This is a genomic window from Gemmatimonas sp. (assembly GCF_041689975.1).
Taxonomy (GTDB): Bacteria; Gemmatimonadota; Gemmatimonadetes; order Gemmatimonadales; family Gemmatimonadaceae; genus Gemmatimonas.
The window spans coordinates 1-15,178 of sequence record NZ_JBDNFF010000255.1 but is presented as its reverse complement, the minus strand read 5'-3'; the positions used below and the strand labels follow the sequence as shown (position 1 = coordinate 15,178).

Sequence of the window (15,178 nt, the reverse complement as noted above, 5' to 3'; positions counted from 1 at the left end):
GCAGTGCGCCTGCTGCGCTACGGACAGCAGTGACGACGCCGGATCGCCGCGCACGGTCACCGTTTCCACGATCGCGCCGTCGCGCAGAGCGAGCTGCGCGCGGACCTGCTCGAATAGCGGCGGCAGCGTACGTCCGTAGTCGGCATCCCACGCTTGCCATTCGGCCGACGGATGCTCGAAGCGTGGTTGTACATGCACCAGCGTGAGTCGCCCGTTAGGGGCCAGCAGACGGGCCGCAAGGCGAGCCGCCTGCACACTGGCGGCGCTGAAGTCGAGGCCAACCACGGCATGCATCGGATGCGTCGGAAAACTCGGACCTACGGCCAGCACAGGCACGCGCGATTCCCTGAGTGTGGCCAGTGTCGTCTCTGTGCCGAACAACCGATCGAGCGGATTGTGGCGCCCGATTCCCATCACGATCACTGACGCATGGCGACGCAGTGCTTCCGTGGCCAGCAACCGCGACGGAGAACCCAGCTGCACGTCCACGTGCCATGACGGATCGCCGGCGACCGAGATCGAGATTGCGCGACGCACGTCCCCGACCATCGATGCGCGCCGCGCCTCATCCAATTCCGCCGGCACTAGCAGCACGTCCGTCCCCGCCGCCACACCGGGCGTCGGCTCACAGACGCCGAGCACATGAAGCGCGCCACCAAATGCCCTGGTGGCCAGCCGCCCGGCATTGAAGAGCGCCTCACTCGAGACCGGTGCCCCGTCGCAGGCGACAAGCACGGGTCCATCGATGTGGGGTGGTACCGACGCATAAGGCATGGAAGAGGGTCGCACTTCACACACGCGCGCTCTATCGGGGAGTCCTGTGCGCTGCGTCAGGAAATCCCGCACACGTGACCCGAGGCGAGCGCAACTACGCCCAGCGCTACAACGCCCAGCGCAACGCGCGGGCCGTGCGATCGAGCACGCGGTGTGCCCACGTCCACTGTCGCCATTCGTCCATCGTGATCTCGTGGCTGTTGGCAAGATCCTCGTGAAAGCTGCTCTCGAGCGCGGCTGCGCACGCGTCGTCGAAAACCAGCACGTTGCATTCGGCATTCAACCAGAACGACCGGAAGTCCAGATTCGACGAACCGATCAAACTCGCGTGTCCATCGACCACCATCGTCTTCGCGTGTAGCGTAGCGCGTTCATATTCGAATATGCGCACGCCGCTCTCCAGCAACGTGCGATAAACCCCATGCGCGGCGTGCCGGATGAGCGGCACATCGGTGCGCTCACTGGGCAACAACAAGCGCACGTCTACACCACGGCGCGCCGCGGCAAGCAGCAACGAGAGGGCGCGGGTGGGTGGGGCGAAATACGGCGTCGTGATCCACAGGCGCGCGCGCGCGCCACCCAGCAGCGCCGCCAACACGCCGAGCATTTCGCGTTGTCCACGTCCCGGTCGCGGATCGAGCACGAGGATCGCGCGGTCATCCGGGCTGGCGACGTCGACGTCACGACGCACGCGACGACCGCGACGACGATCGCGTTGCCGACCGAGTCGTCGCTGCATCTGGCGCTGCAGCGCGCTTTGTAAGCGATGCTGCAAGGCGAGCGTGCCGACCGCCGCGACGTTCTGCTGCGGCGACGCATGAGCGTCATCGCTCCAGCTCACGTACTCGAGTCCGGGCAACGTCGGACCGCGGGCACGATCCCAGCCTTCGGCGAACACCGCCGCCAGTTCACGCGCCACCGACCCTTCGATCTGCACGAACGTATCACGCCACACATCATGACGCGCACGGATCGACGAGCCGTACTCTTCACCGATATTCATACCGCCGGTGAAGGATACACGCCGATCGCACACCAACAGTTTGCGATGATCGCGACGCAAGGCTTCGAGCGGATGATGCCAGAACCGATGAAAGTGGCGTACGACCACGCCCTGTTCGGTGAGCGAGTCCCAGAAGCGATCGTGCGTGCCCATCGACCCCACGGCATCGACCAGCACGTACGTGCGCACGCCGCGCGCGGCAGCCCGCACCAACGCCTGTTGTACCGATTCGCCAAGTTTGTCGTCCCGCAGGATGTACGTCTCCAGCAACACTTCTTCCAACGCGGCATCGATCGCCTCGATCATCGCGCGGAACGCGGCAGCGCCATCAGGAAGGAGCACGGGCGGCGGACACTGATGCATCGGTCCGCCATCGATCAGTTGCAGGAGTTCGCGAAACGCCGGGTCGCGCACGCCATTGGTGAAACGCCGTGCGGCGCCCCACGCGCGATAGCTGCGCACTTCCCGTGGTGACGGTGCGTCACCCATGTTTCAGCATGACCCTCATTCTGCCAGGCGTGTTCACCCTCGTGCTGAATGATGCGAGGCTGCCGCTCGGGTCTCTCATGGCACCCCGGACGAATTCAAGGGATCGTCAGTGAATGAAGATTGGCACCACGAACTGACAGAACAGCGCGCCCACGATCGTCATCGCAAAACCCCACAGCAGCAGCTGCCGGAACAGCTGCTTCGTGTCGTGGCCGTCCGGCACCGCGGCAATGCACAGCGCACCGATCGTGGACAGCGGCGACACATCGACCAGCGCGGCTCCCACGTTGATGCTGATGGCGATCTGCAGAAGGTTACCGCCACCGAGCTTGGTGACCAGCCCCGGCACCGCGGGAATGAAGGCGGGATACACTACGCCCGACGTGGAACTGTAGGTCGAAATCAGCCCGGTCACGCCGGCGATCACTCCGTTCACCGAGGTGGGCGTGGCCAGCTTGGCCAGCATCGTGGTGAAGAGATCCATACCACCCGTTTTCTCCAGCACGCCGATCAAGACACTCACGCCGCATACCATCACGATCACCGGCCAGGGCACTTGCTTCAGCATTGCGCTGTCCTCGCCGATACCAATCAATACCAGCACCGCCGCGGCGGCGAAGGCGGTGAGGCCGGGGTTGAACTTGAGGAAGAGCACGGCACTCACCCACAGCAGGCCGACCGCCAGCGTGGTCCAGTGCGCGCGCGCGAACGCAGAACGCGCTTCGTCGAGCACGACCCCCCGATTGCGCAGCATGGCGGGTCCGCCGAACATCGCCCAGGCCGCGATCGCCACGATGGCGTGCGCCGTGAAGTTCATCACCAGCACTTCGGTGGCGTGACCGCCCATGCCGGCCTTCTCCATGAGCGTCTGCACCAAGGCACCGATCGCGCTGATCGGTGACAGGTTGCCGGCGTTCGCCCCGTTGCCGACCATCAAGGCCATCAGCAGCATCGGTGCCTTGGCGCGCTGCGCGATGCCCATCGCCAGTGGCGCCAGCAGCGCCGTGGTCGCGATCGCCCCCGGTCCGCTGGTGGAAATCAGACAGGCCAGTAGGAACACGAAGGGTGGCAGCAACGCCGACCGTCCACGCAGCAGGCGGACACCATGGTTCGTGACTGCCTGCATCGTGCCATTCGCCTGCGCGATCCCGAACAGCAGCGTGACGCCCAGCAGCGTAAGAAACAACGACGACGGAAACACCGCCATCAGCTGCTCGACTTTCCAGTCGGCGGCGAAGGTGGCAATGCCCCACGCCAGGGCGACCGCCAGCACGCCGACATTGACCCGAGACGTGAGACTGGCCGCCACCACCAGCAACAGCGCCAGCAGCGACAGCAGGGCAGGGCTCACGTGCTACGCCACGGTGGCAGCAGATGCCGCTGTACTTTGCCCAGCGCGGTACGCGGCAGCGCCTCCACGCGCACGAAGCCGCGCGGCACTTTGAACGAAGCCAGCTGCCGGCGGACTTGGCTCGCGAGCTCCGCCAGATCGACCGTCTCGTCACAGACCAGATACGCCACCGGGACTTCACCGCGCACCGCGTCCTTCACGCCTACCACGGCCGCCTCGCGCACCCCGTCCTGCTCGGCCAGCAACTCTTCGATCTCACGCGGATAAATGTTGAAGCCACCCGAGATGATCAGGTCACTGCGCCGTCCTTCCAGCGTGATATAGCCATCCGCCGCCCGCACGCCCACGTCCCCGGTGCGAAACCAACCATCGGCAAAGGCAGTAGCCGTGGCATCAGGGCGGCGCCAGTAGCCGTCGCATACATTCGGCCCGCGCACCCACAGCTCGCCGCTCGTGCCGTCGGGCACATCCACACCAGCTTCGCTCACGATGCGCACCGCGGTCAACGGCATCGGAAACCCCACGGTGCCGGCACGACGCTCACCGTAGTACGGATTGCTCACGTTCATGAGCGTCTCGGTCATGCCGTAGCGCTCGAGAATCACATGACCGAAGCGCTCGCGGAATGCCTCCATTACCGGTGCTGGCAACGGCGCGGAGCCGGACACGAACAGCCGCGTACGCGCACCGATGGCGGCCGCGCGTTCGGGCGCGACGTCGAGGAGCCGTACGAACATGGTCGGGACGCCGAAGAATACCGTGGGCCGATACGACTCGAACCAATCGGCCGCGCGTTCATGTTCGAAACGCTCAGCAAGTCGCATATGACAGCCGCTCAGCAGCCACACGTGCAGACCATTGCCCAGACCGTGCACGTGAAAGAGCGGCAACACGGCGAGGTAGCGATCGTGGCTCGTGAACTCCCAGCCGCTGGTAAGTGCCAGCGCGTTCGCCGCGAAGTTGCCGTGCGTAAGGACCGCACCTTTCGAGGCACCGGTGGTTCCCGACGTGTACACGAGCGCGGCGGGCGTATCGGCTGCGCATGGCACGACAATGCGCTCCGACGACTGCTGCACCGCGTCGGCGACCAGCGCTTCGAGACTCCACGACGTCACGGCAATCGGCAGATCGGCCTGCTGCGCCGTGGTAGTGATCACGGCAATTGGCGCCGCATCGCTCACGATGTGCGCGATCTCGCGTTCACGATACAGCACGTTCACCGGCACCACGATGATGCCGATTTTGATGCACGCCAGCCAGAGATCGATGATCTCGACCCGGTTGGTGAGGTAAAACCCCAGGCGATCGCCGGTCTGCACGCCACGTGCACGCAGCGCATGGGCCATGCGGTTGCTCCGCTGCTCGAGCGCGCCGAACGTCAGCGAAAGGGACTCGCCGCTCGAGCTGATGACATCGAGCGCTGGCGTCGCCGTGCGCCCGAGCAGCGAGCGATCGTATAATCCGAGGAGAGACACGCGGCAGAAGGTAGCGTTTACGAGAGACCGAACTCGCGCACAATCGCGCGAACTCCAGCCAATTGCAGTCCGTCCTCTTCAAAAACGATGATACCCAGCAACGCGCGACTGACATCGTCGGGAAGTCGATCGGTCCGGAATACCTGAATGACCGGTCCCATCAGCATCGCGTCGCGCAACCGAGGATGCGACCATCCGCTGCCGAGCGTCGGCTCGCTGTCGAAGCCCTTGGCCAGCACGGTCGTAAACGCCGAGGCCGGCGCTCCCCGATAGCTTACCGTAGGCAGTTCGCCGCCGAAGCTGCGCTCGAAGAGGGCCTGCCAGGCCATCGGACGGGCGCCGTGGGCACGCTTTCCAGTGGCCAACACGATGCGCGGCGAACGCGCCAGCACGTGCATGCGTTGGACAGCATCCTGCAGATCATCGAGAATGCGCGCCTCGCGATCGGGCGCCATTTCGGGGGGTGAATTGCCAGAATCATCGGCCATCCCCCAATCTTCCCTCCCGTCCGCGGCGCAGCCACCCCAATCGACCCCGTGTTTACACTTTTTCTCGTTGTCTTTCTCGACCTGATCGGATTCGGGATGATCATCCCGGTCTTTCCGTTCTACGCCGAGCATGTCGGTGTCGCTCCGGCGTCGGTCATCTTCTTCCTGGGGCTTTACTCTCTCGGGCAGCTGGTGGGCGCGCCGATCTGGGGCAGCCTCTCCGATCGCATCGGTCGGCGTCCGGTGCTGCTGATCACGTTGTTGCTGAACGCCGGGGCGTCGGCGATGCTGGCGTTCAGTACCACGGGTACGATGCTGGCGATCTCGCGCATCGTGGCCGGGCTCGCGGCCGGCAACATTTCGGCCGCCTACGCCTACACCACGGACATCACGACCGACGCGACCCGTCCGAAGGCGCTTGGGCTTCTCGGGTCTGCGTTCGGTATGGGCTTCATTCTCGGTCCCGCGCTGGGTGGCCTGCTGGCCGGCAGTAACCCCGAGGACGGTTCGGCCTTTGCCCACGTGGCCTATGGTGCGGCCGTGCTGTCACTCGTCGCCTTCGTGCTCACGCTCTTCCGTCTGCCCGAGTCGCTGCCGCCGGAGAAGCGGCGCCCCTCGACCACCAAGCGCACGGGCATGCGCACGTACTTCAAGCGCCCGGTGCTGCGCGATCTGCTCTTCTCCACCGTCATCGTGGTGGCGGCGGTCGCGCTCTTTCAGAGCACGCTGGCGCTGTTTACCGCCGATCGTTTGGGCGTGGGACCGCGCACGCTGGGCTGGATCTACGGCTTCGTCGGCGTCGTGTCCGTGATCGTGCAGGCCGGTGTCATCGGTCCGCTCACCAAGCGCTTCGGTGCCCAGTCGCTCACGCGGACGGGCGCCCTGCTCGTTGGGGTCGGCATGGCCGGCATACCGTTCTCGTATTCGATCGGCTGGCTGCTCGTTGCCCTCGGCATCTTCGGCGTGGGTTCGGCGCTCTTCAACCCCAGCATGAGCGGCCTCGTCGCCACCGCCGCCGAACCGCACGAACGCGGCAGTGTGCTGGGCGCGTACCAAGGCGCCGCATCATTGGGCCGCGTCATCGGCCCATTTGCCGCCAGCGGCGTGGCCAGCGCCAGCTCGTTGTCGATCCCGTTCCTGGTCGGCGCCGTCGTTTCACTGGGCGGCGCACTGCTGATCCACACGCGACCCAAAGCCAAGCCACCTCAATAGTCTTGGCCGGAGGATACGTACGGGAACAGGTTCTTCGATGATCGCTCTGCGTCCTCTGCGTGATCGGTTCAGCGGCCTGTCCGTCGCCGCGACACTCGAGCCGTACGCGACGGATGGTTCGAACAAACGCGGTGAAACTGATCACGCAGAGGCGCAGAGAACGCAGAGACGCAGAGCCATGTCGTAAATATTTCCGTTGTGATCCACCAGCCGTACGAAACTAGCGTTACGAACCAGTCCCGCCCACCACGCGCTTCATGAGGGTGCCACGAGGCAAGGTCGATGCCGCCTGAATGCCGTTGATGACAAGCACCTGGGCTTCCGGTACCGTGCTCGGATACCGCTGGAGAAACTGCGCGCCCGTCATCGCCGACGGCAACGTCACGATCTCCACGCGCGCTGGCTGCACGTTGATCACCGCCGGATCGTTCAGCGGCCTGAACGAACGGATCGCCGCGTCGACTTCACCGCCTCGCTGCGACGCCACCTGCGACGCCATGATGCCGAACAGCAGGTACGTCGTGTTCTGATGCGACAACGACGCCGCGAGCCCGGTCACGGCGCCCTGCTGTGTCTGCGCGGTGAACGACGCGATCACTGCGGGCAGACCATTGATCGTCGTCTGGCCACTCTGGCCGACCACGATGCCCTGTTGGCCGAGGAAGCCCTGGAGCGTCTGCGCTGGTGTGCCCTGACCTGGCACAAGCTGAATCTGAGCGCCGTTGTCCGGACTTCCCGCTACGACGGCGTCGGGCATGTTCGCCGTCTTCCAGCCCGTCGGGAACGAGAGCTCGAAGCGAAGATCCGGATGCAGAAAACGCGTGCCGCGGAAAAAGCCCTGACGCGGATTCTCACCGAACACCATGCCGTTCACCAGACGCATGTATGAATCACGATTTACCTTCGCGTTGGCGAGCGCGCCGGCGGGCAGTTGCGCCACACGTTGCTCCGCACGCTGCACGCGATTGCCTGGATCCGGGTGCGTGCTCTGCCACTCCGGCACGCGACCACTACCGCCTCCCAGTCGGCCCAGCGTCGTGAACACCTTCGCGGCTTCACGGACATCGTAGCCCTGCGCGAGCGAGTATTGGAAGCCGAGTGCATCGGCCTGCAGTTCGTCGTCACGACCGAACTTGAGGAAGAGCAGGCCCGCGCCCGAACCCAGCACATCGCCGTATTTGGCGACCGTCGGCGAGAGAATGCTGGCACCTACCAGACCGATCTGCGCGACTTGTTGTTTGCTCATCGCCGCCACCGTGTGCTTCGCTGTGACGTGCCCGATCTCGTGACCGATGACCTCGGCGAGTTCCGCTTCGCTGTTCAGGTGTGTCATCAGGCCTCGCGTCACGAAAATGAAGCCACCGGGATACGCGAAGGCGTTTACCGCTGCATCGTCGAGCAAGTGGAATTCCCACGGCAGATTCGGCCGCTCCGACTTCGCCGCAATCTGCGACCCGATGCGCTTCACGAGAGCCTGCGCCTCCGAACTCGGGTATTCGCCCACGCGCTGCAGATCGCCCGCCGACGCCTGTTTACCCATCTGGATTTCCTGCGATTCCGAAATGAGTGACAGCTCGCGCCGTCCCGTTACGGGATTCGTCGCGCACGCGCCCGCTCCGAGCAGCAGTCCGAGCGCTGCGGCACCGCGCAGTCCTGTCCTCACGATCGTCCTCCGTCTTCGTATGGCGACATGTTCCGCCTCACACATTTCTGATCGACCCTGCAATCTGCGTGCCTCAATCAGAATTTCGCTTGACGGTCACTGGGGTCGACAGCATTCTTACTCGTTTAGCGCTTCTTTTTTCTAGCTCGAGTCTCTTTTCTTCCCGGTCATGCTCCCCACCCCTCCGTGTTCTCGGCCGCTGTCACATCCTTCTACGGGCGCTCGCCCGTCGCGGTGGATAGTGACCCCGGTGCTGTCGCTTTTCTTCGCGGCCGGCTGCGCCGGCGCGCGCCTCGCACCAATCACCGCGGCACGCCCCGTTACCAGCGCCGACAGCGCTCGTGCGCGGGCACTGGCGGCGGAGCAGGTGGGTACCAGCCGAGCGCGCCGCGGCGTCATCGGTGTGCTACCGTTTGCGTCCCTTGGAAGCGACTCCACGCTGGTCCCGCTCGCCTACGCCTTGGCTGACCTGGTGGCGACCGACCTGTCACGCAGCAAAGGCCTGACCGTCGTCGAACGGGCTCGACTGGGTGAAGTGCTGCGCGAACTCGATCTCGCGGAGTCGGGACGCGTCGATTCCGCGACCGCGCCGCGCGTCGGACGTCTCGTCAGCGCCGAACGACTCATCTTCGGCTCCGTAGAACCGCTCCCCGACGGTCGTACGATTCGGCTCGGTGCGCGCATCGGTGACGTTGAACGGTCCACCGTGACCAGCATCGTCGATGCCCGCGCACCGCTCGCCGAAATCTTCGAGGCCGAGAAGGAGCTCGTTTTCCGTCTCTTCCAGTCGCTCGGCATTGTGCTCTCGCCAGCCGAACGCGCCGAAATCGAGCAACGGCCGACGAAGAGCGTGAGCGCACTCCTCGCCTACGGGCGCGGCGTGCAGCGCACGTATCAGGGCGACTCGAGGGGCGCTGCCGAGGCGTTTCGCGAAGCGCACCGCATCGACAAGACGTTCGAGGGTGCGCGCACCCGTGAGATCGAAGCCAAAGAGATGGGCGCCGTCGGCACCACGAATCCCATCGCCATCCCCGGCGTGCGGTCGCTCGATCGCGCCACTTCCATGGCCGTCGATCGAATCAATCGTCCGCTCGATCTCGTCACCAACGTTACCCGCGCCGTATCTACCCCAACCGATCCGTCGTTCCCAATTACCCAAGGCATCATCGTGATCACGGTGGTGCGTCCATGAGCGCCGCCCTCGCGACCACGCGCCGTCGGATCGCGCTGGCCGCGTCACTAACCGCTGTCACCACGCTGCTGCCAGCCGCCGCCCACGCGCAGGATCGACTTATCGGGACCAGCGCCCTTGGTGCCGGCGTCACGTCCGACGTGCTGCGGTTCGGCGGGAATGGCTACTGGCAGCCCGGTGGGGCCGGACGGGATTCCATCCAGCTGCGCAGTATCTCGCAGATCTCCGTCCCGATCTCGTTGGCCGTACCGCTGGGCAGTATGTGGACGGTCGATCTTCAGTCGGTCTACTCCACCGTGCGCCTCGGCTTCGACCCAAGCACCGGTGCCCGACGGAACCTGACCCTATCCGGCGTCAGCGACGTGCGCGTTCGTGCTACCGGTCGCCTGCTGAATGACGGCCTAGTGTTCACCGCGGGCATCAACGCGCCGACGGGGCAAACCGAACTCCAGGCCAACGATCTTACCGTCATCCGGGCCAGCGCCGCACCCGCGCTCGGCCTCAGTGCGCCGCCCGTCGGCGGTGGCCCGGCCGGCACCGTCGGGCTCGTGGCCGCCCGAAAGCTCGGGGCCTGGGCCGTCGCGGTGGGTGGCTCGTTCGAAATGCGTGGCACCTATCAGCCGGTCGCTGCCCTGACCGCAGGCGCGCCGTCGGGCGACTATCAGCCGGGCAACGTAATGCGCGGCTCCATCGGCTTCGATCGCTTGGTCGGCAAGCACCGTCTCAGCATCTCCAGTGCCGCCGATCTTTACCAGACCGACGAACTGCGCGATCCGACCGTCAAGCGCGCCAAACCGCTGGCCACGGTCCGACTCGGACCGTTCGTGACGACCGATATTCAGCTCCAGCTCGCCGTCGCGCGCGTGAATGAATTCGTGCTGTGGACCGCCCACCGTTTTCGCTCACAGTTCAAGAGCGATGGGGTCCAAATTAATGGTTCGTCTGCGAACTACATCGACGGAGGACTGCGTACCAGCTTGCCGCTCCGCCGGTCGCTCGACCTCCTGGTCACGGCCGACGGCCGGTACCATTCTGGCCTTGCGATCAATCAGGGGCTCGCCACGTCCGGCGTAATCGGCGGCAGTGGCACCCTCGGCCTAATCGCCCGCATCGGCAAACTCTCGCTGCAGCCGTACCTGCGGGCCCAAGCCGGGAGCCTGTCCGTACGCAACTCCACCGCCCCCTCCACATCATTTGTTGGTGGTTCGGTGGGCATCTTCGTAGTAACCCGCTTCTGAGCCGCCCATGACCATCATGAAGCTTTCCATCCGTACGCTCCGATCGGTGCCTCGCGGACTCGCCGCTGGTGTGACTGCCGCCGCCGCCCTGCTGGCGCTGGCGTCCTGCAGTGACCCCGCCGATGTCACCAACCCAGATCAGAACGCCCCCGCCAGCATCGCGCTGACGACCTCCGTCATGGCCTCGCAGGCCTCCGTGGTACAACTCAAGGTGCAGTCGGCCTATCTGAGACAGGGTGGCGCCACCGTCGACATCAGTACGCAGACCATCACGTTATCCGATGTGCCGACGCAGAAGGTCCCGATCAGCATCGATCTTTCTGCCTGCCTCGCCGACGCGTCACGCGCCGGCCCGACCGGCGCCGCCGGAGTCGTGGCGGCCCCGGCGGCCGACGAATGCGTCGTTCGCGTGCTTATTGAACTCGTGCTCGACAGCGCTGCCGTAGATCGCCAAACCGTCGGTCCGATTTCGCTAAGCCCCGGCGTACAGAAAATTGTATCGACGCCGATCGCCTTGAACGAAGTCTCGTTGGTCCGCATCGACGCACCCACCGCCAACGCCGTGGTCACGGGGGATCCGTTGCGCTTGGAAATCACGCGCACGATGCAGCTCTCCGCCGCTGTGCTCGACGGCGCGCAGCGCATCATCACCACGCGGACCGTCAACTGGAGCAGCAGCGCTTTAGGCGTGATGTCGGTAAACGCCAACGGGTTGGTCACCGCCGTCTCGACCGGTACGGCGACGATCACCGCCGCCACCGCTGGACGCGTTAGTACCGTGTCGGTGCGCTCTGTGCCGCTGCCCGCGGCGCTCACCATTGTGTCCACCAGCTCATCGGGGCAGGCCACCGTGCGCTCGGTGCCGGCCGGCGTCGACTGCACCGTGAACGGCTCGGTGCTCACCGGCACGTGCTCCTTCACCTTTCCCGGCGATGCGTCGGTCGCACTCACCACGACGCCTGCGACACTTTCCGAACTGTTGTCGTGGACAAACGATTGCAGCGCAGCCATTGGCGCCACCTGTACGATCGCGACGTCGCAGGCGCGCACGGTGGGCGTGACCCTGCGTGCCTTCCGAACGCTCACCATGATCGGCACCGGAAACGGCACCGGCTCCGTCACGAGTCCGGTCGGGCTGAACTGCTTAATCACGGTCCGCCTCGCGAGCGGCAACTGCTCGATGAATATCATCGACGGTACCTCCGTCACGCTGACCGCGAACGCTACGGCGCCCAACGTCTTCCGAACGTGGGGTGGAGACTGCGCGTTCAGTATTGGCAACACGTGCACACTTACGATGAACACCAACCGCGCACTTAGTGCCCGATTCGACATGCCGACACTGCTTACCGTGACGCCGTTCGGCACCGGGAACGGCTCGATCGTCGCACCAGGCCTTATCGCGTGCACGCGCAGCGACCTTGTGAACACCGGTACGTGCAGCAACACCGTAAATTTTGGCACCGTCGTCACCCTCACTGCGGGCGCCGGACCGTTCTCGACTTTCACCGGCTGGACGGGCGCCTGCAGCGGTATCGCCCCAACCTGTCAGGTCTCCGTGGAACAGGCGAGCAGTGTCGGCGCCATCTTCACGCGGCAAATCGGCGTCATCACGATCGCGCTCACCGGAACGGGTACCGGCGGCGTCTCGCTAAACGGCGCGACGCTCTGCATCAAGACCGTCGCGCAGTCGGTGTTGGTGTGCACGGCTTCGCTCAATCTCGGATCTTCGGTCTCACTACTCGCCCAGCCGGGGTCAAACACTGGGTTGGTCGGATATTCGGGATCGCTCTGCTCCGGCTTGTCGCTCGCCTGCACATTCACGCTCACGGGGAACGCGGCGGTCGGCCTCGCCTTCGGACCCCTCGGCAGCATGGTCACAGTCGGCCCCGGTGAGAACTCCACGGGGGCGGGGACCATCTCGACGCCAGATCGGTCGCTTTCCTGCGCGCTTGACGGACAAACGGCCACTGGTGCGTGCACCACGACCGTGCCCAATGGTACCTCGCTGATTCTCAACGCGGTCAGCAACAGCAACGCGACGCTGCTTGCTTGGGGCGGCGCCTGCGCCGCGTTCAATTTCAGCCCAACGTGCACGTTCACGCCAAGCGGTAATGTCGCGGTGACCGCGCGCTTCGTGCCGGTGGTGACCATGTCGTTCACCGTGTATGGGCCGATGGGCTCCCGAGTCAGCATCACGTCCACCACGCAGAACACCAACTGCACCGTCACCGATTCTCTGGCGTTTATGAAGAACTGCAATATTAAGTTCGCCGTTGGCGACACGGTGCGCATGGTGGCAGTGCCCACCCCACCCTTTAGCACCTTCTTTACCTGGGTGGGGCCATGTCAGGAAATAAGCAGCGGATTAAAGTGCACGTTCGTTGCCAGTAGCAGCACGACGTCCGGTTTTGCCTACTTTTTCGGTGCTCCAAGCGGAGCGGCTCCGTCCGAAAGCCTCATCACGAAGGGCGCGATCAAGAAGCAAGACTCACGACCGTGATGCGGACGGCGTAATCGGGAGAGGGAAGCAGGGGAGAAAATCCCCTGCTTCCCTCCTACACCACCAGACATGCGGGTCCGCATCCGGCGGTTCAAAGTGTTGAGGTTATGATGGACCGAGTCGCGAGACACCCAGTGTAGTGAAGTACCGCGTCGGAAATCCCGTGAGAAGCGCACCATGCGTTGACGTCTCCCACCATTGCCTGCTGTGCGCCGCCGCGGCCGTGGCCAGACGCTCGGAAAGTCTCCTTTCGCGTAGCGCAGGACACAGCGTCGTACTCTGTTTGACGATCGACATACGCAGGCGAAGGAGAGCCATTTGTCCACGTCGGCCAAACGCCAGGGGTGTCCGCCAGACGGAAATAGGCTTTCCACCCTGTGAAATGACTCCGCAGCTCCGCCGCCACGCAGGCGAGACTGCGTCCGCCATTTCGGGACGTGATCTCCCGGATGCGCTCTTTCAGCTTGGTCATGGCTTTCGGCTCCACTCGGCGTTTGACCATCCCTTTCGCGGTATACCAAAAACTGTAGCCGCGAAATTCACGATCCGTCGCCGGTGCCACCGCACTCTTCGCGGCGTTGACCCGAAGTTTGAGTTGCACCTAGGTCTTTGACCGTTTAGAAATTGGCTTTGTATATCCGAACGTGCGTCGGGCGTCCTTGCGTGTGAAGCGCCAGTTGATCGTGGTCTTTCGCCGGTTGGCACGACGGGTCCACGCGCGCACTTCGGTGCGCAGCGTCCGAGCGCGTCGATACGGCGCGTGCCAAGGCACTGGCGCGACACCAGGCTGCGTTCAATCTCCGCCTGATTCAGCCAGCTCCCGTGTTTGGGCGGGTAGTGGACGGCCAAGCGTTGCCACAGACGGTGGCCCTCCGCGAGCCCAAAGTGGTCGGTGAGGGCCTTCTCCCGATGGGTGTTAAGGTTGACCATCACCCAGTAAATCGTGCGCGCTGCGGGATAGGCGGCCATGATGGTGCCGATCATGCGCACAAACGCCGCCGACGTCCGGTCAGGCGTCGCGCACGTAGAGTGACGGCCGACTTTCGGCTCGACGACGCCGAAGATGTTGGCCGTCCCACAGCAGCGATAGTCGGTGTCGCGCTTCGCCACATGCCCCGGGCGCGCGGGGCGCGGCGTCCGCACCTCGGCATGCAACGACACCGGTTTCTCGTCGAGGCAGACCACCGGCTCCTTTTCCCAGTACGCACGCTCATACAGCGCCAGGACATCCTCCCTGTTCGTCAGGTACGCCGCGTCGAGGTCAACGAGGCACCACATGTTTTTCCCGCCACGGCTTGAGGTCGTGGCTTCGCAACAGCACCCGAATCGTCTCCCGGCCCACGTGCGGCACCAGTTGGCGTTTGACGACCTGTTCCGCAATCAACCGCACGGTCCATCGCGCGGCGCCCGTTGGCAGATCGGTACACACCATCGCAATAATGCGTTGCTTGTCGGCGGTCCCCAGCACTTCCGCCGCGCCGGGTCGGGGCCGCTCGTACAACGCGTGGTCCAAGCCCGTGGCCCGATACCGCGCGGCGATATTGCGCACCGCCTGGGGCGAGAGGCGGACCATCTCAGCGACGACCGGTGCGCGCTCGCCGCGATGCAACGCGACGAGGGATAAGGCCCGAAGGACCACCCGGACCGGCTGGACACCGCCGTGCATCAAGGTGTCCAACGTCGCAACATCGGACGGCTTCAGTCGAAACGGCAGAGGAGGTCGTGGCATTCCCCAATACAGAGATGCCCCGGTCGATTGCCAGATTAATTAAGCAAGTATTCATACGGTC

The 15,178-nt window shown here is 64.6% G+C and carries 13 protein-coding genes; 4 read left to right on the top strand and 9 right to left on the bottom strand.

Annotation, left to right across the window (positions count from 1 at the left end):
* From ACESNG_RS16185 to ACESNG_RS16165, 5 genes are all read right to left on the bottom strand, one after another.
* Window positions 1–774: universal stress protein (locus ACESNG_RS16185; RefSeq protein WP_373069767.1), on the bottom strand; the 774-nt coding region annotated here is incomplete at its 3' end.
* Window positions 775–880: 106 nt separating this feature from the next.
* Entirely contained in the window at window positions 881–2,266 is a 1,386-nt protein-coding gene (locus tag ACESNG_RS16180; RefSeq protein WP_373069765.1) for a phosphatidylserine/phosphatidylglycerophosphate/cardiolipin synthase family protein, read from the bottom strand.
* 106 nt (window positions 2,267–2,372) lie between these two features.
* Window positions 2,373–3,617, bottom strand: coding sequence for an SLC13 family permease (locus ACESNG_RS16175; protein WP_373061121.1), 1,245 nt, complete (start codon window positions 3,615–3,617; stop codon window positions 2,373–2,375).
* On the bottom strand, window positions 3,614–5,092 hold the full coding sequence (locus tag ACESNG_RS16170) for a class I adenylate-forming enzyme family protein (RefSeq protein WP_373061122.1): 1,479 nt from the start codon (window positions 5,090–5,092) through the stop codon (window positions 3,614–3,616). Before ACESNG_RS16170 ends, ACESNG_RS16175 begins: the two co-directional genes overlap by 4 nt.
* 17 nt (window positions 5,093–5,109) lie before the next feature.
* The gene (locus tag ACESNG_RS16165; RefSeq protein WP_373061123.1) at window positions 5,110–5,580 is read right to left on the bottom strand and encodes a hypothetical protein; all 471 of its coding nucleotides are present in this window, start codon (window positions 5,578–5,580) and stop codon (window positions 5,110–5,112) included.
* 48 nt (window positions 5,581–5,628) lie between these two features.
* Between ACESNG_RS16165 and ACESNG_RS16160 the strand changes: the two genes are divergently transcribed.
* Window positions 5,629–6,792 (top strand): MFS transporter, encoded by a 1,164-nt coding sequence (locus tag ACESNG_RS16160; RefSeq protein WP_373061124.1) that lies wholly within the window; start codon window positions 5,629–5,631, stop codon window positions 6,790–6,792.
* A 226-nt stretch (window positions 6,793–7,018) separates the two neighbouring features.
* Here the strand turns inward: ACESNG_RS16160 and ACESNG_RS16155 are convergent, their stop codons facing one another.
* Window positions 7,019–8,455 carry a M48 family metalloprotease gene (locus ACESNG_RS16155; protein ID WP_373061125.1) on the bottom strand — a complete coding sequence of 479 codons (1,437 nt, stop codon included), beginning with the start codon at window positions 8,453–8,455 and terminating at the stop codon, window positions 7,019–7,021.
* A gap of 241 nt (window positions 8,456–8,696) precedes the next feature.
* Here ACESNG_RS16155 and ACESNG_RS16150 point away from each other — a divergent pair, with 241 nt between their 5' ends.
* The 3 genes from ACESNG_RS16150 to ACESNG_RS16140 are packed head-to-tail and all read left to right on the top strand — an operon-like array spanning window position 8,697 to window position 13,388.
* Window positions 8,697–9,647 carry a CsgG/HfaB family protein gene (locus ACESNG_RS16150; RefSeq protein ID WP_373061126.1) on the top strand — a complete coding sequence of 317 codons (951 nt, stop codon included), beginning with the start codon at window positions 8,697–8,699 and terminating at the stop codon, window positions 9,645–9,647.
* Window positions 9,644–10,885: a hypothetical protein gene (locus ACESNG_RS16145; RefSeq protein ID WP_373061127.1), complete on the top strand. Its 1,242-nt coding sequence runs from the start codon at window positions 9,644–9,646 to the stop codon at window positions 10,883–10,885. Before ACESNG_RS16150 ends, ACESNG_RS16145 begins: the two co-directional genes overlap by 4 nt.
* Window positions 10,886–10,892: 7 nt before the next feature.
* Entirely contained in the window at window positions 10,893–13,388 is a 2,496-nt protein-coding gene (locus ACESNG_RS16140; RefSeq protein WP_373069763.1) for an InlB B-repeat-containing protein, read from the top strand.
* 91 nt (window positions 13,389–13,479) lie between these two features.
* On the opposite strand, the gene ACESNG_RS16135 is transcribed toward ACESNG_RS16140, so the two are convergent.
* From ACESNG_RS16135 to ACESNG_RS16125, 3 genes are read right to left on the bottom strand one after another with little or no spacing between them, the layout of a single operon-like run.
* Window positions 13,480–13,860, bottom strand: a complete 381-nt coding sequence (locus tag ACESNG_RS16135) for a group II intron maturase-specific domain-containing protein (RefSeq protein WP_373069761.1) — start codon at window positions 13,858–13,860, stop codon at window positions 13,480–13,482.
* Window positions 13,857–14,666 (bottom strand): transposase, encoded by an 810-nt coding sequence (locus ACESNG_RS16130; RefSeq protein ID WP_373069759.1) that lies wholly within the window; start codon window positions 14,664–14,666, stop codon window positions 13,857–13,859. The genes ACESNG_RS16135 and ACESNG_RS16130 overlap by 4 nt, the downstream gene beginning before the upstream one ends.
* Complete coding sequence (locus ACESNG_RS16125; protein WP_373061131.1) at window positions 14,650–15,066, bottom strand: helix-turn-helix domain-containing protein; 417 nt, start codon at window positions 15,064–15,066, stop codon at window positions 14,650–14,652. The genes ACESNG_RS16130 and ACESNG_RS16125 overlap by 17 nt, the downstream gene beginning before the upstream one ends.
* Window positions 15,067–15,178: the final 112 nt, after the last annotated feature.

Coding starts and splice junctions, on each gene's coding strand:
- ACESNG_RS16180 (WP_373069765.1), bottom strand. CDS start 2,266: ATGGGTGACGCACCGTCACCACGGGAAGTGCGCAGCTATCGCGCGTGG.
- ACESNG_RS16145 (WP_373061127.1), top strand. CDS start 9,644: ATGAGCGCCGCCCTCGCGACCACGCGCCGTCGGATCGCGCTGGCCGCG.
- ACESNG_RS16165 (WP_373061123.1), bottom strand. CDS start 5,580: ATGGCCGATGATTCTGGCAATTCACCCCCCGAAATGGCGCCCGATCGC.
- ACESNG_RS16135 (WP_373069761.1), bottom strand. CDS start 13,860: ATGACCAAGCTGAAAGAGCGCATCCGGGAGATCACGTCCCGAAATGGC.
- ACESNG_RS16130 (WP_373069759.1), bottom strand. CDS start 14,666: ATGTGGTGCCTCGTTGACCTCGACGCGGCGTACCTGACGAACAGGGAG.
- ACESNG_RS16140 (WP_373069763.1), top strand. CDS start 10,893: ATGACCATCATGAAGCTTTCCATCCGTACGCTCCGATCGGTGCCTCGC.